Annotated in this window: 22 protein-coding genes and 1 tRNA gene; 16 read left to right on the forward strand and 7 right to left on the reverse strand. The window is 65.1% G+C overall.

Annotated features, from left to right (window positions below; translation table 11 throughout):
* Position 1: 1 nt before the first annotated feature.
* Positions 2 to 1,345 (reverse strand): nodulation protein NfeD, encoded by a 1,344-nt coding sequence (locus N7422_RS12325; RefSeq protein ID WP_279806796.1) that lies wholly within the window; start codon positions 1,343 to 1,345, stop codon positions 2 to 4.
* Between the two features lie 95 nt (positions 1,346 to 1,440).
* Here N7422_RS12325 and N7422_RS12330 point away from each other — a divergent pair, with 95 nt between their 5' ends.
* The 3 genes from N7422_RS12330 (at position 1,441) to N7422_RS12340 (ending at position 2,909) form a co-directional block, all read left to right on the forward strand.
* The gene (locus N7422_RS12330; RefSeq protein ID WP_279806797.1) at positions 1,441 to 1,899 is read left to right on the forward strand and encodes a YbaK/EbsC family protein; all 459 of its coding nucleotides are present in this window, start codon (positions 1,441 to 1,443) and stop codon (positions 1,897 to 1,899) included.
* 60 nt (positions 1,900 to 1,959) lie between these two features.
* Entirely contained in the window at positions 1,960 to 2,202 is a 243-nt protein-coding gene (locus N7422_RS12335; RefSeq protein ID WP_279806798.1) for a DUF2789 domain-containing protein, read from the forward strand.
* A gap of 68 nt (positions 2,203 to 2,270) precedes the next feature.
* On the forward strand, positions 2,271 to 2,909 hold the full coding sequence (locus N7422_RS12340) for an NADH:ubiquinone oxidoreductase subunit N (RefSeq protein WP_279806799.1): 639 nt from the start codon (positions 2,271 to 2,273) through the stop codon (positions 2,907 to 2,909).
* 3 nt (positions 2,910 to 2,912) lie between these two features.
* Here the strand turns inward: N7422_RS12340 and N7422_RS12345 are convergent, their stop codons facing one another.
* From N7422_RS12345 to N7422_RS12355, 3 genes are all read right to left on the reverse strand, one after another.
* The gene (locus N7422_RS12345; protein WP_279806800.1) at positions 2,913 to 3,350 is read right to left on the reverse strand and encodes a CBS domain-containing protein; all 438 of its coding nucleotides are present in this window, start codon (positions 3,348 to 3,350) and stop codon (positions 2,913 to 2,915) included.
* A 192-nt stretch (positions 3,351 to 3,542) separates the two neighbouring features.
* On the reverse strand, positions 3,543 to 5,273 hold the full coding sequence (locus N7422_RS12350; protein ID WP_279806801.1) for a dipeptidase: 1,731 nt from the start codon (positions 5,271 to 5,273) through the stop codon (positions 3,543 to 3,545).
* A 157-nt stretch (positions 5,274 to 5,430) separates the two neighbouring features.
* A tRNA-Arg gene (locus N7422_RS12355) sits at positions 5,431 to 5,507 on the reverse strand.
* Positions 5,508 to 5,782: 275 nt separating this feature from the next.
* On the opposite strand from N7422_RS12355, the gene N7422_RS12360 reads away from it, so the two are divergent.
* The 5 genes from N7422_RS12360 to N7422_RS12380 all read left to right on the forward strand — a co-directional run bounded on the left by N7422_RS12360 (position 5,783) and on the right by N7422_RS12380 (position 9,892).
* Entirely contained in the window at positions 5,783 to 6,532 is a 750-nt protein-coding gene (locus tag N7422_RS12360; RefSeq protein ID WP_279806802.1) for a GntR family transcriptional regulator, read from the forward strand.
* Complete coding sequence (locus N7422_RS12365; protein ID WP_279806803.1) at positions 6,529 to 8,253, forward strand: fumarate reductase/succinate dehydrogenase flavoprotein subunit; 1,725 nt, start codon at positions 6,529 to 6,531, stop codon at positions 8,251 to 8,253. Before N7422_RS12360 ends, N7422_RS12365 begins: the two co-directional genes overlap by 4 nt.
* A gap of 120 nt (positions 8,254 to 8,373) precedes the next feature.
* Positions 8,374 to 8,619 (forward strand): ferredoxin family protein, encoded by a 246-nt coding sequence (locus N7422_RS12370; RefSeq protein ID WP_008096634.1) that lies wholly within the window; start codon positions 8,374 to 8,376, stop codon positions 8,617 to 8,619.
* A gap of 32 nt (positions 8,620 to 8,651) precedes the next feature.
* Positions 8,652 to 9,617 carry a HEAT repeat domain-containing protein gene (locus N7422_RS12375; protein WP_279806804.1) on the forward strand — a complete coding sequence of 322 codons (966 nt, stop codon included), beginning with the start codon at positions 8,652 to 8,654 and terminating at the stop codon, positions 9,615 to 9,617.
* Positions 9,617 to 9,892 (forward strand): DUF971 domain-containing protein, encoded by a 276-nt coding sequence (locus N7422_RS12380; RefSeq protein ID WP_279806805.1) that lies wholly within the window; start codon positions 9,617 to 9,619, stop codon positions 9,890 to 9,892. The genes N7422_RS12375 and N7422_RS12380 overlap by 1 nt, the downstream gene beginning before the upstream one ends.
* A gap of 29 nt (positions 9,893 to 9,921) precedes the next feature.
* On the opposite strand, the gene N7422_RS12385 is transcribed toward N7422_RS12380, so the two are convergent.
* Both N7422_RS12385 and N7422_RS12390 read right to left on the reverse strand, forming a co-directional pair.
* A complete protein-coding gene (locus N7422_RS12385; RefSeq protein WP_279806806.1) occupies positions 9,922 to 10,785 on the reverse strand; it encodes an ABC transporter ATP-binding protein in 864 nt (287 codons plus the stop codon).
* Positions 10,782 to 12,365, reverse strand: coding sequence for an ABC transporter permease subunit (locus N7422_RS12390; protein ID WP_279806807.1), 1,584 nt, complete (start codon positions 12,363 to 12,365; stop codon positions 10,782 to 10,784). The genes N7422_RS12385 and N7422_RS12390 overlap by 4 nt, the downstream gene beginning before the upstream one ends.
* Before the next feature lie 299 nt (positions 12,366 to 12,664).
* On the opposite strand from N7422_RS12390, the gene N7422_RS12395 reads away from it, so the two are divergent.
* Positions 12,665 to 13,705: an ABC transporter substrate-binding protein gene (locus tag N7422_RS12395; protein WP_279806808.1), complete on the forward strand. Its 1,041-nt coding sequence runs from the start codon at positions 12,665 to 12,667 to the stop codon at positions 13,703 to 13,705.
* A 28-nt stretch (positions 13,706 to 13,733) separates the two neighbouring features.
* Positions 13,734 to 14,639 carry a TauD/TfdA family dioxygenase gene (locus tag N7422_RS12400; RefSeq protein WP_279806809.1) on the forward strand — a complete coding sequence of 302 codons (906 nt, stop codon included), beginning with the start codon at positions 13,734 to 13,736 and terminating at the stop codon, positions 14,637 to 14,639.
* A gap of 115 nt (positions 14,640 to 14,754) precedes the next feature.
* On the opposite strand, the gene N7422_RS12405 is transcribed toward N7422_RS12400, so the two are convergent.
* Positions 14,755 to 15,660 carry a LysR family transcriptional regulator gene (locus tag N7422_RS12405; RefSeq protein ID WP_279806810.1) on the reverse strand — a complete coding sequence of 302 codons (906 nt, stop codon included), beginning with the start codon at positions 15,658 to 15,660 and terminating at the stop codon, positions 14,755 to 14,757.
* 192 nt (positions 15,661 to 15,852) lie between these two features.
* Here N7422_RS12405 and N7422_RS12410 point away from each other — a divergent pair, with 192 nt between their 5' ends.
* The 6 genes from N7422_RS12410 (at position 15,853) to N7422_RS12435 (ending at position 25,492) form a co-directional block, all read left to right on the forward strand.
* Positions 15,853 to 18,186, forward strand: coding sequence for a TonB-dependent receptor (locus N7422_RS12410; protein WP_279806811.1), 2,334 nt, complete (start codon positions 15,853 to 15,855; stop codon positions 18,184 to 18,186).
* A gap of 17 nt (positions 18,187 to 18,203) precedes the next feature.
* Positions 18,204 to 19,877: an aryl-sulfate sulfotransferase gene (locus N7422_RS12415; protein WP_279806812.1), complete on the forward strand. Its 1,674-nt coding sequence runs from the start codon at positions 18,204 to 18,206 to the stop codon at positions 19,875 to 19,877.
* A gap of 337 nt (positions 19,878 to 20,214) precedes the next feature.
* Positions 20,215 to 21,657: an NADP-dependent succinate-semialdehyde dehydrogenase gene (gene gabD / locus N7422_RS12420; protein WP_279806813.1), complete on the forward strand. Its 1,443-nt coding sequence runs from the start codon at positions 20,215 to 20,217 to the stop codon at positions 21,655 to 21,657.
* A 180-nt stretch (positions 21,658 to 21,837) separates the two neighbouring features.
* The gene (gene gabT, locus N7422_RS12425; protein WP_279806814.1) at positions 21,838 to 23,115 is read left to right on the forward strand and encodes a 4-aminobutyrate--2-oxoglutarate transaminase; all 1,278 of its coding nucleotides are present in this window, start codon (positions 21,838 to 21,840) and stop codon (positions 23,113 to 23,115) included.
* A 130-nt stretch (positions 23,116 to 23,245) separates the two neighbouring features.
* Positions 23,246 to 24,574, forward strand: a complete 1,329-nt coding sequence (locus N7422_RS12430; protein WP_279806815.1) for a response regulator — start codon at positions 23,246 to 23,248, stop codon at positions 24,572 to 24,574.
* A gap of 357 nt (positions 24,575 to 24,931) precedes the next feature.
* Positions 24,932 to 25,492, forward strand: coding sequence for a hypothetical protein (locus N7422_RS12435; protein WP_279806816.1), 561 nt, complete (start codon positions 24,932 to 24,934; stop codon positions 25,490 to 25,492).
* Positions 25,493 to 25,520: the final 28 nt, after the last annotated feature.

Consider the following 25,520-nt stretch of genomic DNA (forward strand, 5'->3'; position numbering starts at 1 on the left):
TTCATTCTCCTTGCGCCGTGGGCGCGGTGGCGCTGACCTCCAGCGTCACGCCGTTGCGCGCGGTCACCCGCACGTGCTGGCCGGGTTGCAGCGGTGTCGCGCACTGCGCCTGCCATTCTTCGCCCTGGGCCTGGACCGAGCCGCAGAACGGGTTGTCCGCGCGTACCAGGGTCACTGTGGCCAGGCTGCCCACCAACCCTGCGTCGCCGCTGACCACGGCACGCCTGCGCGCTTTTACCGCCATGCCCAGCACGCCACCGAGCAGCAGTGCCGAAGCCACCGCGAGGCTGACGATCAGTGCCAGGGGAATGCCGAAGCCGGGAGCGTCGGTGTCCATCAGGATCACCGCGCCGACCACGAAGGCGACCACGCCGCCGAAGCCGACCACGCCGAAGCTGGGTAGAAACGCCTCGGCGATCATGAACGCCATCCCGAGCAGGATCAGCGCTATTCCGGCATGGCTCACCGGCAGCAGCTGCAGGGCGTACAGCGCCAGCAGCAGGCAGATGCCGCCGATCACCCCGCCGACACCGGAACCCGGGCTCATGAACTCGAAGAGCAGGCCGTACACGCCGATCATGACCAGGATCAGCGCCACGCTGGGGTTGGTGATCACCGCCAGCAGCCGTGTGCGCCAGTCCGGCAGGTGCTCGGTCACGCTGGCGCCGGCGGTTCGCAGTTGCAGCGTCTGGCCGGCGGCGACCAGCTCGCGGCCGTCGAGCTGGCGCAGCAGGTCGGGCAGATCATTGGCGATCAGGTCGACCACCTTCAGGCTCTGGGCTTCGCTGGCCGGCAGGCTGACCGCTTCGCGCACGGCCTTCTGCGCCCAGTCGGCGTTGCGTCCGCGCAGCTCGGCCAGCCCGCGGATGTACGCGGCGGCGTCGTTGATCTGCTTGCGGGCGAGAATGTCTTCTTCGTTGTTCGCGGGCGCTTTGTCGCCTTTGCCGGGGGCGCCAATCTGCACGGGCGTGGCGGCACCCAGGTTGGTTCCAGGCGCCATGGCCGCCACATGGCTGGCATACAGGATATAGGTGCCGGCACTGGCCGCGCGGGCGCCGCCTGGGGCGACATAGGTGGCTACCGGCACCGGGCTGGCGAGGATGGCCTTGATGATCTGGCGCATGGCGCTGTCCAGCCCGCCGGGGGTGTCGAGGCGGATCACCACCAGTTGCGCGCCTTGCGCCTGTGCCTGGTCCAGGCCGCGTAGCAGGTAGTCGGCGCTGGCCGGGCCGATCGCGTCGTCGACGCTCAGCAACCAGACGCTGGCGCCTGGCGCGGCGTGGCCGGCCGGGGCGAATCCCAGCAACAGTGACAACAGCAGTACGCGCCAGCCGTGAGCGATCACCTGTCGTCACCTCGTGCGGACCAGTCCCTGAAGTTTAGTCGTGCCTGACCGACCACGGCCTAAACTTGTGGATGGGGGTAAACCGGAGGTGCAACATGCGTATGGCCAAGACCCTGCAGCAACGCCTGGACCAGGCCAACTGCGACTACGACATCATTTCCCATCCACATTCGGCCACCAGCCTGGAATCGGCGCGCACGGCCGGCGTGCCCGCCGAGCGGGTCGCCAAGTCGGTGATGCTCGATGACCGTCATGGCAACTACATCATGGCCGTGCTGCCGGCCAACCGGCACCTGGACATGAGCGAGGTGCGCATGACCGGTGCCTGGCAGCTGACCCGTGAGAGCAACCTGCCGAGCCTGTTCGGCGATTGCGAGCGCGGAGCGATTCCTGCGTTGGGCGATGCCTACGACATCCCGATGCTGCTCGATCGCCGTCTTACCCGCCAGGGTGATGTCTATCTCGAGGCAGGTGACCACGATCACCTGATCCACATGAGCATGGAGCAATACTTGAAACTGGTACCGCACGCCGAAGTGCGCGAACTGAGCTGATACTCGCAACCCATACCGGGCTGGCGTCGTGGACGATCGGTCCGGCTACAGGAGTGAATCATGGAAGCGCCGATCCACAAGTTTTCCGAACTGTTCAAGCAACTGGGGCTGCCCGACGATGCGCTGGGCATCGACCAGTTCATCACCAGCCATTCGCCACTCAAGGGCGATGTGAAACTGGTGGATGCGCCTTTTTGGAACGAAGCCCAGCGGACATTCCTCAAGGAGATCATCGAGGAGGACGCAGATTGGGCGGAGTTGTTCGATCAACTCAACGAAGCACTGCGTCGCCCTCGCAAATAAAGCGCCGAGCGGCACCTGATGGGTGACCGGGCCGTTGCTATGCTCAGGGAAAACAAGAGGGGATGGCGATGAAAGATCCCTACGCACCAGGCTTCTGGTGCACCGTGACGATCCTGGGCACCCTGACCGCCGGTTACTTCTACGGTATCCGGCACACTCACCAGATGAACCAGGCCGTGCAGTTTCTCTATGCCGCCGCCGCCGTGACCGCGGCGGTAGCGTTGTGCGGCCTGGCGTGGATCGCCTGGCAACAGCTGCACTTGAACCGGCGTGAGGTGGCCCAGGGGCGAACGTTGCTGACCATCTGGAACACCAAGGTCGCCTTGCGGCGGGTCGAGACCGTGTTCGACCGCTACTTCTGGGGCAGCTACTGGCACTCCGGGCGCACGTTCGAGGAGGTGATGGGCGAACTCAAGGGCACGCCGCTGGAGCAGAGCCTCGACGCCCTCAAGCGCCAGTGCCGGGAGCTCGATCGGGAAGTCCACGACCACCATCATCACTGGCTGGCCAATGCGCGGGACTTGTCCAGCGTGGCCACGGCCATGGCCCGTGAGCGTTACCAGCTGGACCTGTGCGATGCACCGGTGCGCGAAGGCGGCAATACCGCGGTGCTCAATCGCGATCTGGAAGTGCTGGTGTACACCTGGTCGGCGCGCCTGCGCAGCTTCGATCATCAGCTGGACGAGCTGGAGCGCGCCTACCACTGAGGCTCATTCGCCGCGGATGTACTGCTCCAGTTGGACGATTTGGTTTGCTTGCTCGGCGATGATCTCTTTAACCAAGTCACCGATCGAAAGCAGCCCCATGAGCTTGCCGTCCTGCACCACTGGCAGGTGTCGGAGGTGGCGGTTGGTCATCAGGCCCATGCAATACTCGAGGTTCTGCTTGGGCTCCACTGTAATCACAGGGGCGCTCATGATCTCGTGTACCTTGGTGAACGGTGATGAACGGCCTTTGAGCACCAGCTTGCGGGCATAGTCACGCTCGCTGACGATGCCTACCACCTGGTCGTGCTCCACCACCGGCAGTGCGCCGACGTTCTTCTCCGCCAGCAGCTTCAAGGCATCCAGTACCGAGTCATCCGGGCCGATGGTGTAGACGGTGTGGTGCTGGGACTTGGCTTTGAGAATTTGTTCGACGTTCTTCATACGGGCCTCGGTGGGTGAAAAAGCGCGGTGTCGGAGTAAATAAAGCATCCGGCACGGCGCTCTGCACGGCAATGCAGGAAACGGCATGGAGGCGATTGAAAAACGTCATCGTATGCGGGGGACAAACATCACCAGCGTGAGAACGAGCGTTGTGGGAGCGGGCCCCCGCAACGCTCGTTCCAGACCGAAACCTCAGAGCTTCGGCATCTGCCCGATCCGCGCCACCATCTCGCTGACGATCTGCAGGTCGAGCATGAACTGCTCCACGGTCTTGAACTCGTTGTCGTTGTGCCCGGTGTATTTCACGTCCGGCATGGCCAGGCCGAACTGCACGCCGTTGGGCAGGTCATGCACCGAGGTCGCACCGGCAGAGGTGCCGTACTCGTGCTTCATGCCCAGATTCTCGCTGGCCACGGCCAGCAGGGCCTTGACCCACTCGCCTTCCGGGTTGCGGTACATCGGCTCGTCGAGGGTGTAGTTGTAAGCCACCGAGGTGTGGCTGTTGCGCGCCCAGGCTCCGAGCTTGTCGGAAATCTCGGACTTGAGGGTTTCCAGCGACTTGCCTTTTGGAATACGCAGGTTCACCGCCAGCTTCAGCGCCTTGTCATCCAGGCCGACGTAGGTCAGCGAGGTGGTCAGTGGGCCCATGAAGTCATCCTTGAAGCCGATGCCGAGCTTGTTGCCCAGGTAGTCCAGGCCCCAGTTGTCGGCGGCGTAGCGGGCGGCGTCGGTGATGTGGTTGTGCTTGAGCGGCACCTCGTTGCCCAGGCCATTGAGGAAATCGAGCATGCGCGCCACCGGGTTGACCCCGGACTCGGGCTCGGAGGAATGCGCCGACACGCCGGTCACGGTCAGTAGTACCTGCTTGCCGTCGACCTTGGCGTCGATGCTGAAGTCACCGCCATGGCGTTTGACGTATTCGGCGCCGGCCTTCTCCAGGGCCTTTGCCAGGTCGGCCGGCTTGTCGCCGATCAGCGTCGCCACCGAGCTGCCGGGGATCTGGTTGGTGGCCAGGCCGCCGGTCAGGTTGACCACCTCGGCGCCCTTGCCGGTACCGGCACGTCGGGTGAAGGTGGCCATGACCGTGCCATAGCCTTTTTCGGCGATCACTACCGGGTAGCCGCCGTCCAGCGCCAGGTTGTAGTTGGGGGTGGCGTTGCGTTCGAAGTAGTAGGGGATGGCGTCACCGGTAGTTTCTTCGGTGGTGTCCACCAGCAGCTTGAACTGACGCGCCAGCGGCAGCTTCTCGTCCTTGGCCACTTTCAGCGCGTAGAGCGCGACGACGATACCGTTCTTGTCGTCCTCGGTGCCGCGTCCGTACATGCGATCGCCCACCAGGGTGACCTTGAACGGGTCGAGCTTGGTGCCGTCCTTGAGCTTCCAGTTGTCCGGATTGACCGGGACGACGTCGGCGTGGGCATGGATGCCGATCACTTCCTTGCCTTCGCCGAGGGTGATTTCGTAGACGCGATTGTCGATGTTGCGAAACTGCAGGCCGAAACCTTCGGCGAGGCTCTTGATCTTGTCGGCGATCTTGAGGAACTCCGGGTTCTCGTGCTGGGGTACACCCTCCTTGCGGTAGGTCGGGATCTCCACCAGCTCGCGCAGGGTTTCGGTAGCGGCCTTGCCGTACTTGATCCGGGTGTACAGGCCCAGCAGGCGGTTGATCTCGTCCTGCTGCTCGGCGCCCAGTGGCTTGCCGGCCAGGTACAGCTTGAGGGTTTCGTCCAGCTTGTCGGCCTTGGCCAGCTCGCTGCCGGCCAGCTTGCCGAGGAACTGCCTGAAATCGGTCGGGTCGCTGCCGTCGTAGGCCTTGATGATGGCGGCGGACTGCTGTTGGGACAGGTTGGCCTGGGCTGGCGCGGTGAACAGGGCCAGGCTGGCCAGCATCAGGGAGACGGCACAGAGCTTGGTAGATGGCATGGGTGTGCGCATTCCTTCGCAAGTGTTGGTGGGTACCCGTTTACGCAAACGGAAGATGCCCACGCTAACACCAATGACCACCGCAGAGGGAGAGGTGGCATTGTGAGCTCACGCACAAACGAAAAAGCCCCAGGCATGGCCTGGGGCTTTTTGAAGATGGCGCACTCGGCGGGATTCGAACCCACGACCCCTGCCTTCGGAGGGCAGTACTCTATCCAGCTGAGCTACGAGTGCAACGGGCCGCATGATACCCATCTGTTTCGATGACGTCCATCGCCTTGATATGAGGCTGTTTTTCCCTGAGAGGACGGTGTTGTTGCGTTCGCGGACAAGCCCGCTCCCACAGGGGCATGTGCTCGCTGTGGCGGCGGGCTTGCCCGCGAATGGGTTGGAACAGCGGATAAAAGTCTCTATTCATATGCCATATCGATATTTCCCAGTGTTGGGTCATGCCAGATATTGTCTGGTCACAACTTGTTATAACAAGTCAGCCGACAGCGAAGACAATCATGGCCGAACTGCTTCCCCTCTCCCCCGTACCGCTCTACACCCAGCTCAAGGAACTGCTGCGCGAGCGCATTCTCGACGGTACCTATCCACCACACAGCCGCATGCCCTCGGAAAACGAACTGGGCAAGGCCTTCGACGTCAGCCGCATCACCGTGCGCCAGGCGCTGGGCGACCTGCAGAAGGAAGGGCTGATCTTCAAGATTCACGGCAAGGGCACCTTCGTCGCCAAGCCCAAGGCGTTTCAGAACGTCAGCACCCTGCAGGGCTTGGGCGAATCGATGACGCAGATGGGTTACGAGGTGCTCAACCGCCTGCGCAGCTTCCGCCATGTGCCTGCCAACGCCCTGGTCGCGGCGCGCCTGCAGGTTGCCGAGGGCAGCGAGGTCACCGAGATCCGCCGCGTGCGCCTGATCAACCGCGAGCCGGTGTCGCTGGAAATCACCTGGCTGGCGAAGAGCGTCGGCGAGCGGCTGGAGAACGCCGATCTGGTCACCCGCGACATCTTCGTGCTGCTGGAGAACGACTGCGGCATAGCCCTTGGCCACGCAGACCTTGCCATCGATGCGGTACTCGCCGACAGCGACCTGACCCAGGCGCTGGATGTGCAGGAGGGCTCGCCGATCATGCGCATCGAACGCCTCACCCACACCGCCGACGGCACGCCGCTGGACTTCGAGCACCTCTACTACCGCGGCGACGCCTTCCAGTACCGCCTGCGCATCGACCGCCAGAAGGGGGACAAGGCATGACTATCGAGACCCAGGACTACGACATCGTGGTGATCGGTGGCGGCACCGCCGGGCCCATGGCGGCGATCAAGGCCAAGGAGCAGGACAAACACCTGCGCGTGCTGTTGCTGGACAAGGCCAACGTCAAGCGCAGCGGTGCCATCAGCATGGGCATGGACGGCCTGAACAACGTCATCATTCCCGGCCACGCCACCGCCGAGCAATACACCAAGGAAATCACCGTCGCCAACGACGGCATCGTCAACCAGGCCACGGTGCACGCCTACGCCACCCGGAGTTTCGAGACCCTCGAGCAGCTCGACCGCTGGGGCGTGAAGTTCGAGAAGGACGAGACCGGCGACTACGCGGTGAAGAAGGTCCACCACATGGGCGCCTACGTGCTGCCGATGCCCGAAGGCCACGACATCAAGAAGGTGCTGTACCGCCAGCTCAAGCGCGCTCGGGTCGAGATCAGCAACCGCATGGTCTGCACCCGCGTGCTGCTCGATGGCGATGGCGCGGCGGCCGGGGTGCTTGGTTTCGATTGCCGTTCGGGCGAGTTCCGGGTGATCCGCGCCAAGGCGGTGGTCCTCGCCTGCGGCGCCGCCGGGCGCCTGGGCTTGCCGTCCTCGGGCTACCTGATGGGCACCTACGAGAACCCGACCAACGCCGGCGACGGCTACGCCATGGCCTATCACGCCGGAGCGGAGTTGGCGAACCTCGAGTGCTTTCAGATCAACCCGCTGATCAAGGACTACAACGGCCCGGCCTGCGCCTACGTCACCGGCCCGCTGGGTGGCTACACCGCCAACAGCAAGGGCGAGCGCTTCATCGAGTGCGACTACTGGAGCGGGCAGATGATGTGGGAGTTCCATCAGGAACTCGAAGGCGGCAACGGCCCGGTGTTCCTCAAGCTCGACCACCTGGCCGAGGAGACCATCCAGAACATCGAGCAGATCCTGCACGGCAACGAGCGCCCCAGCCGTGGCCAGTTCCACGCCGGGCGCGGTACCGATTACCGCCAGCACATGGTCGAGATGCACATCTCCGAAATCGGTTTCTGCTCCGGGCATTCGGCTTCAGGGGTGTGGGTCAACGAGAAGGCCGAGACCAGCGTGAAAGGGTTGTACGCCGCTGGCGACATGGCCGCGGTGCCGCACAACTACATGCTCGGGGCCTTCACCTACGGCTGGTTTGCCGGCGTGAACGCCGCGCAGTACGTGGCCGGGCGGGATTTCGCCGAAGTCGATGCCGGGCAGGTCGAGCGTGAGCGTGAGCGGGTGTTCGCGCCGCTGCATCGTGAGCACGGCCTGCCGCCAGCGCAGGTCGAGTACAAGCTGCGGCGCATGGTCAACGATTACCTGCAGCCGCCAAAGGTGACGAAGAAGATGGAAATCGGCCTGGCGCGGTTCGCCGAGATCGAGCGCGACCTCGGGCAGATGAAGGCCAGCAACCCCCATGAGCTGATGCGCGCGATGGAAGTCACGGTGATCCGCGACTGCGCCGAGATGGCGGCGCGGGCTTCGCTGTTCCGCGAGGAGAGTCGTTGGGGGCTGTACCACCATCGGGTCGATTTCCCTGAGCGCAACGATGACGAGTGGTTCTGTCATTGCCATCTGAAGAAGGGCGAGGAGGGGGAGATGACCAGTTTCAAGAAGCCGGTGGAGCCCTACCTGGTCGCTCTGGATGCCGCGGAACAGACCGCGTACGAACGGCTGCGGGTCAAGACCGACGCGGCTTGATCGTGATTTTCAGCAACCTCTGTGGGAGCGGACTTGGCCCTTGCCATCCACCGCCGTTGCCACAGGCATGGCGCAGCCCTCACCAGAACGAGAGCCCGAAGGCTCCAAGGACCCCGTGAAATGGCCTACCAACCCCAGGAAATCTTCTTTCGCAGCAGCGCCCCGGTCACCATCGATGAAGACAAGTGCATCGCCGAGAAAGGTTGCACCGTCTGCGTCGAGGTCTGCCCGATGGACCTGCTGGCCATCAACCCGGCCACGCAAAAGGCCTACATGGCCTTCGACGAGTGCTGGTACTGCATGCCCTGCGAGAAGGACTGCCCCACCGGCGCGGTGAAGGTGGACATCCCTTACCTGTTGCGTTGAACACCCCACTCAATTGCGCCGTGGATTCTCCGATGACTGAACGAAACACCGACAACCCTGACGTCCTCATCCTGCTGCCCCGTCTGAACGATACCGATGCCAGCGTACGCCGCATCGCCCTGATCGAACTGGCTGACCTGGAAGACCCGGATGCCTTGCCCTGGCTGACCGATGCCCTGCTGGTCGACCCTGTCGCCGAAGTGCGTGCCGAGGCGGCGCGCCTGCTGGAGGCCTGGGAGGCACCGGAAGTGGTGCAAGGCCTGTGCATGGCGCTGGCCGACCCCGCCGAGGCGGTGCGTCTGGCTGCCGCGCAGAGCCTGAGCGAACTGAAGACCCCGCAGGCTGGCCTGTTGATCCTGCCCTGGGTCGAGCATGCCGATGCCTTCGTCCGCGCCAGTGCCTTGCGGGCGCTGCGCGAGCTGCGCCTGGAGGACGCCGCCGGGCCGGCATTGCGGGCGCTGGCGGATGTCGATGCCGGCGTGCGGCGCGAGGCGGTGGGCATTCTCGGCTGGCTCAAGCATGAACCGGCGCTGGCGGCACTGGCCCGGCTCGCGGCGAGCGAGGCGGACACCGAGGTTCGTCGTGCCGCCATTGGCGCCCTCGGCCTGGCCAGCGACACCACGGTGCTGCCCGCGCTGATCGATGCCCTGGCGGACGAGGCGTGGCAGGTCCGCGAGGAAGCGGCGACCACGCTGGGCAAGGTCGGCCATGGCGAGGCGGGCCAGGCGCTGGTCGCGGCGCTGGGCGACAGCTACTGGCAGGTGCGGTTGCGCGCGGCGCGCGCGTTGGGCCGTTTGCGTCATGCTCCTGCCCTCGAGGGCTTGGCGGATCTGCTTGGGCATGGCATCGCCAACCTGCGCAAGGAAGCCGCGCTGGCGTTGGGGGAGCTGGGCGAGGCTCGGGCTCTACCGGCGCTGCAGGCGGCCGCAGCCGACAGTGACCCGGAAGTACGCAAGGCGGTGCGTATCGCCCTGGCGCAGTTGCAGGAGGCGGCGTGATGGAAACGCCCCAGGCACTGAACAATCGACCCGCGCAGGGCGAGTTGCAGGTGCAGTGGGCGGGGACGCTGCAGGTCCTCAGCCATGCTCGATTGCGCGGCGCCTGTCCGTGTTCGCAGTGTCGGGCGGCACGTTTGAAGGGCGCTGTTTCACCGCTGCGTGACGATGTGCGGGTGACGCGGATCGAGACGCAGGGGTATGGGCTGCAGCTGGTGTTCAGCGATGGGCATGAGCGCGGGATCTACCCCTGGGATTACCTGCGGGCGCTGGGTTGAAGCCATCGCGAGGCAAGCCTCAACCGGTTTCAGAGGGCAATCAGCTCCGGCCGCAGTCCCTCCACCCGTCGCACCACCGGCTGCAGATAGCCGCCATCGCCGGTGATCTGGTGCAACACCTTTTCGCGCAATCCATGCAACGCCACACCGGTACGTTGGCGCGGATGCGGCAGGTCGACCTCCACCACCGCCTTGATCCGCCCTGGCCTTGGCTCCAGCACCACCACCCGGTCGGCCAGGTAGGTCGCTTCCTCGGCATCGTGGGTGACCAGCAGGATGGTGATCCCCGCGCGTTCACGTATCGCCAGCAGCTCATCCTGCAGTTGCTGGCGGGTCAGGGCGTCGAGGGCGCCGAACGGCTCGTCCAGCAGCAGGATCCTGGGGCTGGCCACCAGGCCGCGGGCGATCGCCACACGCTGTGCCATGCCGCCGGAGAGCTGGTGCGGGTAGGCCGACTCGAAGCCGACCAGCCCGACCAACTGCACGTATTCGTGTATGCGCCGGGCGCGCTCGCCCTGGGTGAGCCTGTCGTTGACCAAGCCCAGGCCGATGTTCTGCGCCACCGTCAGCCAGGGGAACAGGCGAGGCTCCTGGAACACGATGCCGCGCTCGCCGCCGATGCCGCCGACCGGCTGGCCGTCGACCCGGATGGTGCCGCTGTAGTCGGTATCCAGGCCGACCAGCAGGCGCAACAGGGTGGACTTGCCGCAGCCAGAGGCGCCGACGATGGCGATGAATTCGCCCTCGTTGATCGACAGGTCGAAATGACGGATCGCCTCGAATGGCTGGCCATCGACGCTGAAGGTCTTGCCGACCTGCTCGAAGCTGACCAGGGCGGGCGTGGCATCGGGTTGATTGGCCGCGTGCAGGGCCGGGGTGATGAAGGCGTTCATGCGGATCTCCAGCGCGTGGCGCGCGATTCGAGGCGTTGGCCGAGGTGGCCGAGCAGGGCGCCGACCAGGCCGATCAGGACCATGGCGGCCATCACCTGGTCCATGCGGAACAACTGCTGGGCGCCGATCATCAGGCTGGCGATGCCGCCGTCCGAAGGCATGAAGTATTCGGCGCCGATGGTGCCGAGCCAGGCGTAGATCAACGACAGGCGCAGGCCGGCGAAGATCGCCGGGGCGGCGCCGGGCAGCACCAGCAGGCGCAGGCGATGCGGCAGGTCCAGGCGCAGCGCCTGCGCCGCTTCGCCCAGTTGTGGCGACAGGCTGGCGATGCCCCGCTGGGTGGCGATCAGCAGCGGGAAGAACGCCGCCAGCGCGACGAACACCAGCTTGGCGCCCTCGCCCAGGCCGAACCAGGCGGTGAGCAGCGGCACCCAGGCGAACAGCGCCACCTGGCGCAGCGCCGACAGGCTCGGGCCGAGCAGGCGCTCGGAGTGGTGCGACAGGCCCAGCAGCAGGCCCAGTGCGAAGCCTGCGCCACCGCCGAGCAGCAGTCCGGCCAAGGTGCGCTGCAGGCTCAGGCGCAGGGCCTCGGGCAGTGAGCCGTCCAGCAGGCCGGCATACAGGCTGCGCAGCACGTCCAGCGGTGAGGTGAGGATGTTGGCATCGACCCAGCCAAAGCTGTTGGCCGCCTGCCACAGCACCAGCAGCGCGGCCGGTAGCAGCAGGCTCTGCCAGCCGCGCGGGATGTCGCCGCGTGCCTGCTCGCCGGTGGGCGGCTGCGGCCAGTACAGCAGGCTGCGTTCCAGGCGCGAGAAGCCACGGTCCATCAGTGCGCCGACCAGACCGATCAGCAGGATGCAGAGAAACACCAGGTCGAGCATGAACAGCTGTCGCCCCCAGACCATCAGGTAGCCGATGCCTTCGCTTGAGGCCAGCAGCTCCACCGCCAGCAACGAGGTCCAGCCGGTGGCCAGTGCCAGGCGCACACCCGCGAGAAATGCCGGCAGCGCGGCAGGCAGCAGCAGGCGCAGGAACAGCAGGTGAGGCGGCAGGCGCAGGGCGGCGGCGGCTTCGCGCAGCTTGGGCTGGGCGTCGCGCACGCCGACCAGGGTATGCAGCGTGACCGGTACCACCACGGCTTTGACCAGCACCACCAGCTTGAGCAGCTCGCCGATGCCGAAGAACAGCATGAACAGTGGAATCCAGGCCAGGGTCGGGATCTGCGCCAGGGCGACGAAGGTGGGCAGCACCAGTGTCCGTGCCCGTCGTGATCCGCCCAGCCAGGTACCCAGCAGCAGGCCACTGCTGATGCCTGCCAGCAGGCCCCAGAGCAAGCGCAGCAGGCTTATCCACAGGTGGCCCCAGAGCTCACCGGAACCGAACTCCAGCGCGCTCTGCCAGACCAGCGCGGGAGCGGGCAGGATCTGCTCGCTCATCCAGTGCTCACGGCTGGCGACTACCCACAGTGCCGCCACCGCCAGCGGCACGATCCCCGGCAGGCAGGAGCGGCCTTGCGTCGCGAAAGGGCCGCGCAGCGGCCCCCACAGGCGCCGCAGACTTGTGCTCAAGACTTCGCTCATCGAGGCATCTCCCAAACCGTTCCTTGTTTATTCATTTATGGAATAAAAATTTCACATAAATAGTATTCAAGAGATAAGAGCATGCGCCCGATGCATGCGAAAGCCCCGCCCTGTTGCGTTTTCCTCATATTTTCCATGCGTTTCCTGCAAGCCTGCCGCAGGCCCGCATGGCACCTGGTTTATGTCTTCTGGTTACTAAAAAATGAAGTTTTGATCTTTGTAGGTTCTAACCCGACCTGCCTAGCTTCTGGCCCATAGCGCCGGCCATCGCCGGTGGCAGCCTGCCAAGGAGCCTTGCCATGAAAACCGCCTTCCGCCATCTGCTCAGCCCGTTGCTCGCCGCCTTGTTGAGCGCTGTGCCGATGGTTGCCCATGCCGCCCAGCCCGACGTGATCCGTATCGCCGTGCCCGACCTCAGCGCCGGCAGCAAACCCAGCGCCGGCGGCGTGGTGGATGTGCTGCGCGACCAGCAACTGCTGGAGAAAGCGTTCGCCAAGGACGGCATCCGCATCGACTGGCGCTTCTTCAAGGGCGCCGGCCCCGTGGTCAACGAGGCTCTGGCCAACGGCCAGGCGGACTTCGCCTACCTGGGCGACCTCGCCGCGATCATCGGCAAGGCCAACGGCCTCGACACCCGCGTGCTGTCGGCCGGGGTGCGTGGGGTGAAGAGCTACCTTGGCGTGGTGCCCGGCTCGGGCATCCACAGCCTGCAGGACCTCAAGGGCAAGCGCGTGGCGGTGTTTCGCGGCACCGCCAACCAGCTGTCGTTCGCCAGCGCCCTGGCCAGCCAGGGGCTGTCCGAACGTGAGCTGAAAGTCATCAACCTCGACTTCAACGCGGCCAACGCCGCCCTGGCCGCCAAGCAGATCGACGCCACCTGGGGCCTGTCCAGCCTGCTGTCGCTGCGCGAGCGCGGGCTGGTCGAGCTGCCGGTCAACTCTCGCGACCTCAAGGGCGCCGGCAGCACCCAGGCGGTGCTGCTCGGCACCGGTGAGTTCATCCGCCAGCACCCCGATCTGGTGCAGCGCGTGGTCAACGCCCAGGAGCAGGCGGTGAAGTGGCTGCGCGATGAACGCAACCGTGAGGCCTATGTGGACCTGGTGGCGAACACCGCCAACTGGCCGAAGGCGATCCTGCGCGACGACCTTGCCCAGGAGAACCTCGCCGATTACTTCGACTCGCGCCTGGATGCCGGCTTCGTCGGCCTGCTGCAACAGGGCGTGGACCTGGCCGTCAAGGAGCGCCTGATCCGTCGCGGCTTCCAGGTGGCCGACTGGATCGACCCCCGTTTCATCGATGCCGCCCAGCAACAGGACCAGGCCGTCCAGGCCGCCCGCTGACCCGACAACAACCGTGAGGAGCACGACCATGAGCAACGCTGCACTGGCCACCGCGCCGCAAACCTTCGAACTCGACATCCACCCCGTTGCCGGGCGCATCGGCGCCGAGATCCGCGGCATCGAGCTGTCCGCTGACCTCGATCCGGCCACCATCGATGCCATCCAGGCCGCGCTGGTACGGCACAAGGTGATCTTCTTCCGTGGGCAGACGCATCTGGACGATGTCGGCCAGGAGGCCTTCGCCCAGTTGCTCGGCGAGCCCATCGCCCACCCCACGGTGCCGGTGGTCGATGGCACCAGCTACCTGCTCCAGCTCGATGGCGCCGAGGGCCAGCGGGCCAACTCGTGGCACACCGACGTGACCTTCGTCGACGCCTATCCCAAGGCCTCGATCCTGCGCAGCGTGGTGGCCCCCGCCTCGGGTGGCGACACGGTCTGGGCCAACACCGCCACGGCCTACCAGGAGCTGCCCGAGCCGCTGCGCGAACTGGCTGACCAACTGTGGGCGGTGCACAGCAACGAGTACGACTACGCCAGCGTGAAGCCGGATGTCGACCCGGACAAGCTGGAGCGCTACCGCAAGGTGTTCACCTCGACGGTGTACGAGACCGAGCACCCGGTGGTGCGCGTGCATCCGGTCAGCGGCGAGCGGGCGCTGCAGTTGGGGCACTTCGTCAAGCGCATCAAGGGCTATTCGCTGGCGGACTCGCAGCACCTGTTCGCGCTGCTGCAGGGGCATGTCACACGTCTGGAGAACACCGTGCGCTGGCGCTGGCAGGCGGGGGACGTGGCGATCTGGGACAACCGCGCGACGCAGCATTACGCAGTGGATGACTACGGCACCCAGCCGCGTGTCGTGCGCCGGGTGACCTTGGCCGGCGAGGTGCCGGTGGGCGTCGACGGACAACTGAGCCGGACCACGCGCAAAGGCTGAGATCGCTGGGGCCGCTCTGCGGCCCTTTCGCCGGCAAGCCGGCTCCCACAACAATCATGGCTCTCTTGTGGGAGCCGGCTTGCCGGCGAAAGGGCTGCGTAGCAGCCCCTATTCGCTACAACTCGGCGTCACAGGCCACCAACTGCCTCACCAGCCCCTGCGCCAGCGCCGACAACCCATACCCCACCCGGCTCACCACCCCATAGCGGGTGTAGAACGCCTCTTCCTGATCCGGCGCCAGGTCCACCAGCTTCAGCGCGACCAGCCCTTCATGGGGCCGCAGGTTCGCACTGCAGGCGATGCCGATGGTGTCCGAGTGCAGTACGACATTGAGCAACGCATAACCGTGCTCGCACTCCACGCTGGGCAGGAAATCCTGCCGCCCACTGAGCTCGCCGAGGATCTTGCGGATGTTCGGCGGGCGGAAAGTGGTGGCCAGCGGATAGTCGAACAGATCCCTCGCCCGCACGTCTGGAAGTGTCGTCAACGGATGCCCGGCCCGGCAGCAGAAGTGCCAGCGCTGCGGCGTCAGCTTGTGCACCTGGTAGTCCGGGTCCGCCTCGAACTGGCGCGTGTCGGCGACGAAGAACTCGATCTCCTCGGCGACCAACCGGCGATTGAGTGCCTGCCAGTTGTCCACCTGGAAGCAGGTGCGTGCCGCCGGGTATTCGGCGACGAAGCGCGCCACCGCCCGGGGGACCAGCCCACCGGCTGGCGCCGGTCCGCAGCCGAAGCGCACCACGCCGGTGGTGGCGCCATTGAATTGATTGATCTCGTTGACCAGGTTGTGTGCCCCATGCACCAGCCGTCGTGAATGCTCCAGCACCAGCAGCCCTTGGCGGGTCGGTGCCAACTCCTTGCTGGCGCGGTCGACCAGGCGGCAGCCGACGTTGTGCTCCAACGTCTGGATGCTGCGGCTGAAGGCCGATTGCGAGAGGTTCACCGCCGCTGCCGCGCCGACGAAGCTGCGATGTTCGACAAGGGCGATGAAATGGCGGAGCTGGCGCAGGTCGATATGCATTTTCTACATGGAAACTTTCGGTGGAATGCATTTGCTGGGAAGGGTTGGGAATCTTATAAAGGGAGTCACTTATTCCACAAAATATGAATTACAAATATTTATATCTCTTAAAAGAATATAAGCCCGCCTGACCGCGATTCGGTTCCGCCAACGGAAATGCTCGCCTGGGCCCATGCCTCAAGGAGCATCTGCATGTCCCGACTTTCCCGTTGGCCGGCGCGCGCGTCGTCGTTCGCCCTGCAACCCCTGGCGGCCGGGGTGCTGCTGGCCGCCGCCAGCGGCAGCTTCGCCGAGGAGCCGCCGTCCACGCCGGTCGCCGAGCAGGAAGCCAAGCTCGGTACCGTCACCGTCAATGCCCGGCGCCGGGAGGAAACCGCCCAGAGCGTGCCTACCCCGATCAGCGTGCTCGGCAGCGAAACCCTGGAAACCCAGCGCATCTACCGGGTGCAGGACCTGCAGCAACTGGTGCCGAGCACCAACGTGTCCTACGTGCATGCCCGCCAGTCGAGCATTTCCATTCGCGGGCTGGGTAACAATCCAGCCAGCGATGGCCTGGAAGGCAGCGTCGGTGTGTATCTGGACAACGTCTACCTGGGCCGCCCGGGCATGGCGGTGTTCGACCTGCTCGACGTCGAGCAGCTGGAGGTGCTGCGTGGCCCACAAGGCACGCTGTTCGGCAAGAACACCACCGCCGGGGTGTTGAACATCACCACGCGCAAGCCGACCTTCCATCAGGAGGGCAGCGTGCAGTCGTCGCTGGGCGAAGATGGCTACTGGCAGACCCAGGGCAGCTTCTCCGGGCCGCTCACCGACACCCTCGCCGGGCGCATCAGCGCCTATCACACCGAGGACGACGGCTACGTGAAGAACGTCTACAACGGCCACGACCTCAACGGCGGCAAGCGCCAGGGTTTCCGTACCCAATTGCTGTTCAAACCCAGCGAAACCTTCAATGTGCGCTGGATCGGCGAGTACAACGAAGAAAGCTCCGACAACGGCATCCTCAGCCTCTACAGCACCGGCCCGACCATCAATGGCGTGAACCGCTACGAGAGCCTGGCCGCCCAGGCCGGGGCGACCCTGGTGTCGGGCAAGGACCGCAAGGTCAATTTCGACGCCGACCAGATGGTGAAGGTGTTCCAGGGCGGCACCTCGGTGGAGGCCAACTGGACCCTGCCCAACGATTTCACCCTGACCTCGATCAGCGCCTACCGCTGGTGGGATTTCACTCCGCGCAACGACGATGGCCTCAACGTGGCGGCGGCCTACAACGCCGGGGTGTCGGTACGCGACAAGCAGTACTCGCAGGAAATCCGCCTGGCCTCGCCCACCGGCGGCTTCTTCGACTACGTGCTCGGTGCCTACTACTTCAAGCAGGATCTGGACAACAAGTCGTTCACTTACTACGGCCCGCAGGCCGATATCTGGAACCTGACGCCTGCCGGGGCGTTGGCCAACGTCACCACCCTCGGCAACGGCCATATCGATACCGACAGCTATGCGCTGTTCGCCCAGGGCACCTGGCACCTGACCGAGCGCCTGGATTTCACCGCCGGGGTGCGTGGCACCTACGAAGAGAAAAGCGCCTGGGTGACCCGCGATGCGCCTGCCGGAGGCGCCGCGGTGACGGGAGCCGCGGCCACTGCGCGTCAGGGCCGGGTAGGTGCCTACGACTCGGGCGACCTCAGCCAGTACAGCTTCGCGCCGTCCGGGCTGCTCAGCCTGAGCTACCGCTTCAGCGACGAAGTGCTGGGCTATGCCAGTCTGTCCCACGGCGAGAAGTCCGGTGGCGTCAACCTCACCGTCGGCGCCGCGCCGCGCCTGGGCACCGACTCGCTGCTGGTCGGTACCGAGCGCGCCAACAACGCCGAGCTCGGGATCAAGAGCACGTTGCTGGACAACCGCCTGCAGCTCAACACCAACCTGTTCTGGACCGAGGTGCATGGCTACCAGGCCAACGTCTATGACCAGGTCAACCGCGTGCAGTACCTGGCCAACGCCGGCAGCGTGCGTTCGCGCGGGCTGGAGTTCGAAGCCACGGCGCTGCCGATCCGTGGCCTGACCTTGAACTTCAACGGTTCGTGGAACGACGTGCGCTACACCGACTACAAGGATGCGCCGTGCCCGCCTGAAACGAGCCTGGCCAACGCGGCGGCCACTTGCGATCTCACCGGCCACCAGGTGGTCGGCGCGTCCAAGTACATCGCCAATCTCAACGGCCAGTACAAGTGGCAGCTCACCGATCGGATCGAGCCCTACGTCACCGCCAGCTACGCGTTCCGCTCGAAGGCCGTCGGCACCATCGACGACTCCGAGTACGGCCAGATACCCAGCTACGCCATCGTCAACCTGTCCACCGGCGTGCGCCTGGACCAGGGCGATGGTGTGCTCGACCTGTCGCTGTGGGTGAAGAACGCCGGCGACAAGACCTATTTCACCAGCCTGTGGAACTCCGCCAACGGTGGCTATGCCGGCGTGCTGGGGACTCCGCGCACCGTGGGCGCCACCGCCCGTTACGACTTCTGAGCACAAGGAGCTTTGCCATGAATGCCAAGACCCAACCACATGACCTGCCCGAAGGCGCCTGCCTGACCGCCAAGGTGCCCGACCGCGACGAAGCCCTGCTCGGCGACGTGGTGGTCAACCCGTATCGCCTGGCACCGCTGACCGCGATCATCCGTGACGGCGGGCGCACCCTGAGCGCCGCCCATGTGCGGGTGCTGGGCCGCGGAGAGCGCGGTGTCGATATCGCCTACGACGTGTCCGACCGCTCGCTGTGGACCTACGGCGGTATCCCGGTGTTCGGTCTGTACCCGGATCACGTCAATCAGGTGGAGGTGAGCTACAAGCTCGAGGGCGAGCGCATCCGCGAGCGTTACGAAATCTACGCGCCGGCGGTACGCCTGCCGGTGGTGGCCAAGCAGACCGCCGCGCTGCCCAAGGTGGAGCCGGTCAAGGTTGCGTCCGGTTTCGAGCAACGCCTGTACCTGTTCAACCACCTGCTGGCCGAGATTCCCGGCGGGCGCGCCTTCAAGTGGAACGGCCTGGGCGGCGCCGCCGAGTGGGACTCGGTGGGCAACAACTGGATCGCCGACAGCAACGGTGACGTGCGCTGGTACCTGGACATCGAGCAGATCCACGATTCCAACCACCGCGACGGCCTGGGCGGCACCATGGGCTTCCACCAGACCCGCGACGGCAAGCTGATCTGGGGCCAGGGCCAGACCTACTCCAAGTACGACCTGCTGGGCCGCAAGGTGTGGCAGCGCAGCCTGCCGGACAAGTTCGCCGACTTCTCCCACGAGATCCGCGAGACGGTGAACGGCAGCTACCTGCTGCGGGTGGGCACCAGCGACTATCGCCGCCCCGACGGCAAGCGCGTGCGCTCGATCCGCGACCATATCATCGAGGTCAACGAGGCCGGCGACGTGCTGGACTTCTGGGACCTGAACCAGATCCTCGACCCCTATCGCGGCGAGTTGCTGGAAACCCTGGGCAAGGCCGCGATCCAGCTGCCGGACGGCGTGCGCAAGCAGGACGACCGGCTGGCCAACGAGCTGGCCGAGGGCGACCTGCCGTTCGGCGACACCCCGGGCGTGGGTACCGGGCGCAACTGGGCCCACGTCAATGCCATCGACTACGACGCCGATGACGACAGCATCATCGTTTCAGCACGGCACCAGGGTGTGGTGAAGATCGGCCGCGACAAGCAGGTGAAGTGGATTCTCGCCGCGCCCCAGGGCTGGCCGGCGCGCCTGCAGGACAAGGTGCTCAAGCCGCAGGGCGAGGGCTTCGAATGGTCCTGGACCCAGCACACCGCCTGGCTTACTGGGCGCGGCACGCTGACCGTGTTCGACAATGGCTGGGGCCGTGATTTCGCCCCGACCCAGTTGACCGGCAACTACAGCCGGGCGGTGGAGTACAGGATCGACGAGGCCAAGGGCACGGTCGAGCAAGTGTGGCAGTACGGCAAGGAGCGCGGTGACGAGTGGTACAGCCCGATCACTTCGGTGGTGGCGTATCGAGCGGATACCGACACCCAGTTCATCTACTCGGCATCGGTGAACTTCCTGACGCCCGAGAAGCTGACCACCACCGTGCTCAATGAAGTGCGTCGGGGGACCCAGGAGGTGGCGGTGGAGCTGAAAGTGCACAGTCGCCAGCCGGGGAGCGTGGGCTACCGGGCCCTGGTAATCGACCTCGACAAGGCGTTCTGACCCCTTCCTTCTGACCGATGGTCTAACCTCTTACGGCCCAATCGCGGGGCAAGCCCGCTCCCACAGGAACCCTGCGCTCCTTGTGGGAGCGGGCTTGCCCCGCGATTGGGCCGCTTGTCAGGGGGGTGTTCAACCATTCGTTCTTTTTTTCGAACAGCCTATTGTCCAACACCCCAGCCCCCGCTTAGCATTCCGTTTGAGATTTCAAACGCTCAGCACCCAGGCGTCGAACACCCTGGTGCATGAATTTGTGACGGCCGCCCCCGCATGGGGGCGCCTTTTCAACAATCAATAATTCGCGCCATGCCGTGCCACGGCGCAGTTAAGGGAAGCCGACATGCAGCTCAAAGACGCTCAGTTGTTCCGCCAGCAGGCCTTCATCAACGGTGAATGGCTGGATGCGGACAGCGGTCAGACCATCAAGGTGACCAACCCGGCCACCGGCGAAGTGATCGGCACCGTGCCGAAGATGGGCGCCGCCGAGACCCGCCGTGCCATCGAGGCCGCCGACAAGGCCCTGCCGGCCTGGCGCGCACTGACCGCCAAAGAGCGTGCCGGCAAGCTGCGTCGCTGGTTCGAGCTGATGATCGAGCACCAGGACGACCTGGCCCGTCTGATGACCACCGAGCAGGGCAAGCCGCTGGCCGAGGCCAAGGGCGAGATCGCCTACGCCGCCTCGTTCATCGAGTGGTTCGCCGAGGAAGCCAAGCGCGTCTATGGCGACGTCATCCCTGGCCACCAGCCGGACAAGCGCCTGATCGTCATCAAGCAGCCGATCGGCGTCACCGCCGCCATTACCCCGTGGAACTTCCCGGCCGCGATGATCACCCGTAAAGCCGGCCCGGCCCTGGCCGCCGGTTGCACCATGGTGCTCAAGCCCGCTTCGCAGACCCCGTACTCCGCCCTGGCCCTGGTCGAACTGGCCACCCGTGCCGGCATCCCGGCTGGCGTGCTGAGCGTGATCACCGGCAGCGCCGGCGAAGTCGGCTCCGAACTGACCGGCAACTCCCTGGTACGCAAGCTGTCCTTCACCGGCTCGACCGAAATCGGTCGACAGCTGATGGAAGAATGCGCCAAGGACATCAAGAAGGTCTCCCTGGAGCTGGGTGGCAACGCCCCGTTCATCGTGTTCGACGACGCCGACCTGGACAAGGCGGTCGAGGGCGCGATCATCTCCAAGTACCGCAACAACGGCCAGACCTGCGTCTGCGCCAACCGTATCTACGTGCAGGACGGCGTCTACGACGCGTTCGCCGAGAAGCTCAAGGCCGCTGTCGCCAAGCTGAAGATCGGTAACGGCCTGGAAGAAGGCACCACCACTGGCCCGCTGATCGATGGCAAGGCCGTCGCCAAGGTCCAGGAGCACATCGAGGACGCCGTCGCCAAGGGCGCCAAGGTGCTGTCCGGCGGCAAGCTGATCGAAGGCAACTTCTTCGAACCGACCATCCTGGTCGACGTGCCATCGAGCGCCGCCGTCGCCAAGGAAGAGACCTTCGGCCCGCTGGCGCCGCTGTTCCGCTTCAAGGACGAGGCCGAAGTCATCGCCATGTCCAACGACACCGAGTTCGGCCTGGCCTCGTACTTCTACGCCCGCGACATGAGCCGCGTGTTCCGCGTCGCCGAGGCCCTGGAGTACGGCATGGTGGGTATCAACACCGGCCTGATCTCCAACGAAGTGGCGCCGTTCGGCGGTATCAAGGCCTCGGGCCTGGGCCGTGAAGGTTCCAAGTACGGCATCGAGGACTACCTCGAAATCAAATACCTGTGCATCAGCGTCTGATGCGCTAAGGGCTTTACCTCTGCCAGCGGGGCGCGAGAGCGACGCCTCGCTGGTCTTTTTGACACCGTTGTACCTGGTGGCCAGGGCGTTCGCGACAGTCGATCAACGAATACTGCGCGTGAGCACATCCAGCCACCCCCGAATAAGAGCGCCGTCAGCGTCGGCGCGAATGAGGGCACCATGAGCAAGACCAACGAATCCCTGATGCAACGCCGTGTAGCCGCCGTCCCACGTGGCGTCGGTCAGATCCACCCGATCTTCGTCGACACCGCGAAGAACTCGACCGTGATCGACGTCGAAGGCCGCGAACTGATCGACTTCGCCGGCGGCATCGCCGTACTGAACACCGGCCACCTGCACCCGAAAGTGGTCGCCGCCGTGCAAGAGCAGCTGACCAAGGTCAGCCACACCTGCTTCCAGGTGCTGGCCTACGAGCCCTACGTAGAGCTGTGCGAGAAGATCAACAAGCTGGTCCCAGGTGACTTCGACAAGAAGACCCTGCTGGTCACCACCGGCTCCGAAGCCGTCGAAAACGCCGTGAAGATCGCCCGTGCCGCCACCGGCCGCGCCGGCGTGATCGCCTTCACCGGCGGCTACCACGGCCGCACCATGATGACCCTGGGCCTGACCGGCAAGGTCGTGCCGTACTCCGCTGGCATGGGCCTGATGCCAGGCGGCATCTTCCGCGCCCTGTTCCCGAGCGAGCTGCACGGTATCAGCGTCGATGACGCCATCGCCTCGGTCGAGCGCATCTTCAAGAACGACGCCGAGCCGCGCGACATCGCCGCGATCATCCTCGAGCCGGTACAAGGCGAAGGCGGCTTCCTGCCCGCGCCGAAAGAGCTGATGAAGCGCCTGCGCGCCCTGTGCGACCAGCACGGCATCCTGCTGATCGCCGACGAAGTGCAGACCGGCGCTGGCCGTACCGGCACCTTCTTCGCCATGGAGCAGATGGGCGTCGCGCCTGACCTGACCACCTTCGCCAAGTCCATCGCCGGCGGCTTCCCGCTGGCCGGTGTGTGCGGCAAGGCCGAGTACATGGACGCCATCGCCCCGGGCGGCCTGGGCGGCACCTACGCCGGTTCGCCGATCGCCTGCGCCGCGGCCCTGGCCGTCATCCAGGTGTTCGAGGAAGAGAAACTGCTGGACCGCAGCAAGGCTGTCGGCGAGCGCCTGACTGCCGGCCTGCGTGAAATCCAGCAGAAGCACCCGATCATCGGCGACGTCCGTGGTCTGGGTTCGATGATCGCGGTGGAAGTCTTCGAGAAAGGCACCCACACCCCGAACGCCGCCGCCGTTGCCCAGGTCGTGGCCAAGGCGCGCGACAAGGGTCTGATCCTGCTGTCCTGTGGCACCTACGGCAACGTCCTGCGGATCCTGGTGCCGCTGACCGCCGAAGATGCACTGCTGGACAAGGGCCTGGCGATCATCGAAGAGTGCTTCGCCGAACTCGCCTGATGTGACGCGTTACAGAAAAAACCCGCCTCGGCGGGTTTTTTTGTGCCCTTTGTAGGACCTTGGCGCTAAGGTTGTACGAGGATTCCGTGGAAGCTGCGAAGGATCGCGCGTCATATCTGGAGACTCGCTCATGAGCACTGCCAACCCCGTACCCCCTTGCGTACTGATCGCCGAAGGCGACCCCTGGGTGCGTGACATGCTCAGCGAAATGTTGCTCAGCGTGCGTTGCGACGCCCGCCTGCAGGTCTGTGCCGACGGCACCGAGGCGTTGAGCGCCCTGTCGACCAAGCCCGACCTGATCATTGCCGCCCGTGAACTGTCCGGCCTCGATGGCCTGGACCTGCTGCGCAAGGTCCGCGCCAAGGGCGACAGACCTGGCCTGCCATTCATCCTCATGAGCAACCGCACCGACAGCGCCAGCGTGCGTGAAGCCTTGCCGTTGCAACCCACCGCCTACCTGAGCAAGCCCCTCGATCTCGAGAGCCTGCGCAGGCGCCTGGAAAACCTGCTGCTCGAGGTAGGAGAGCAGATCGCCTGCCCGGTGCCGCCATTGCAACCCGGGGTCCGTCTGCCGGCCTACCTCGAGCAGCGCCGGGCCACGGCCGATGGTGGCCCGCTGTTCGCCGACGTCAAGGTAGCGGTCAAGCGTGCCCTGAACCCCCATGGCCTCAACCTCAAGGTGCTCGAGGAGGAGGTGCGCAACGACCCACAGATCACCGGCGTGCTCATCGCCGCCGCCAACAGTGCCGCCCTGCACCGCGAGGCCCCTGTGCAGACTTTGCTCCAGGCGCTGAACAAGCTGGGCAGCACCCAGAGCATGAACCTCATCCTCGGCCTGACGCTCAAGCGCAGCGCCCGCTTGAGCGATCCGCTGCTGGCGCGCCATGCCGCGCATTACTGGAACCTTTCCCTGCACACCGCCGAGTACGCCCGCACCCTAGCGCGCATGCTCGAGGTGGATGAAGGGCGCTGCTATTGCGCCGGGCTGCTGCACTGCCTGGGCGACCTGGCGGTGCTGAGGACCCTGCAGGAGTGGCGTCTGGCCGGTGGCGAGCTGGACGAAGACCAGGTACAGCTGTCGCTCAACGAGTTCGGCGCGCCGTTCGGTTCGGCGCTGCGTACCCGCTGGCGCCTGCCGCTGAACCTGCGCGAGTTGATCGCGGCGGTGTATCAGTTGGGCGGTGGTGTCTATTCCCGCGAGATTCTGGCCATGAACCTGGCCGGCCAGCTGGCCACCCTGCAGTCCAGCGAGGGCCTGGAGAAAGTCGCCGGCAGCAAGACCGCGCGCTTGCTCAAGCTTGGGCTGGGGGAGTTGTCGCGACTGCGCAAGGTGGACCCTGAGGCGGTTGCGCGGGAGGAGGCCGAGCGTCGAGCGGCCGAGCGCGAGCTGGAGGTTGCCCCGATCACTGCGCCGGTTGCTGATGCCGAGCCAGCAGAGGACGACGAACGTCAGGCCTGATCGGAGGATCGTCGGGGTTATCAGGCTTGGGATCGTTCCTACAGGTAATGCGGACGACTGTTCGTATCCACGGAAACCCTTCAGGGGTAGTTTTCCAGCCACTCCACCAACGGAATGGCAGGAAGGTTGCGGCTGAGGATGAGCACTTACAGACTCCGTGTTCTGCGCTATCAGGTCTATCGATCTCAAGCGCGAAAGCTCACTCAAGCAGCATTCTGCGTCAGTCAATGTGTGCCCAGGCCTGGGCTTGACGTCGACACGGTGTGTTTCGAGCCCATAGGCCACAGGGCAGTCGAAGCTTTTCAGCTATGGGGCGAGCAGACTCACCATTTCCCTTGGGAAGAGGTGCCACGATGGATGGAATGTGATCGTAAAGGTTTCGACCTGTCGTTGTGGTCTGCGCGAGAGCTCTGTGGACTCTGCTATGCCAGTCCCCGGAACAGCAGGCGTTGTATCAAGATTATCCTGCTGGAGGGCAAGCCAGGCCCGGCGAACCCGTTGAGGGGGCTGGTGGCGTCGCTCTCGCTGTTGGCGGTCGCGGAGTATGCAAGGATGCTCAAGTGCTCGCGAATCGAGGTTCAGCAGCCAGACCCGGGTGCCGAACCCCTGTACCAGTCGCTTGGCTTCGCCCGCGATAGAGCTGGAAGTCTCGTGATACCTGTTGCGGCAATGAGCCTGCAAAGTACTTTCCCGATATCAGAGGTGCCCATGAGCTATTCGAAAGATTCCAGAAGGGCTGCATTGATCGAGCGCTACACAGCCCAGGCTATCGCCCTGGCGGGTGAAATCACCGATCAGCAGCGGCACTTTCTCGAAGTTGGCTTCAAGGAGGGTCGGGAAAAAGAACCTGAAGGGATACTGGCAGGGCCACGTAGCGGCCCGATCGACTACGAGTGGTGCGCAGCAGCCGCGAAGTGAGTCGAGCCAGTTACTTGCGATAGTTCGG

This window comes from Pseudomonas sp. GD04091 (assembly GCF_029836165.1).
Taxonomy (GTDB): Bacteria; Pseudomonadota; Gammaproteobacteria; order Pseudomonadales; family Pseudomonadaceae; genus Aquipseudomonas.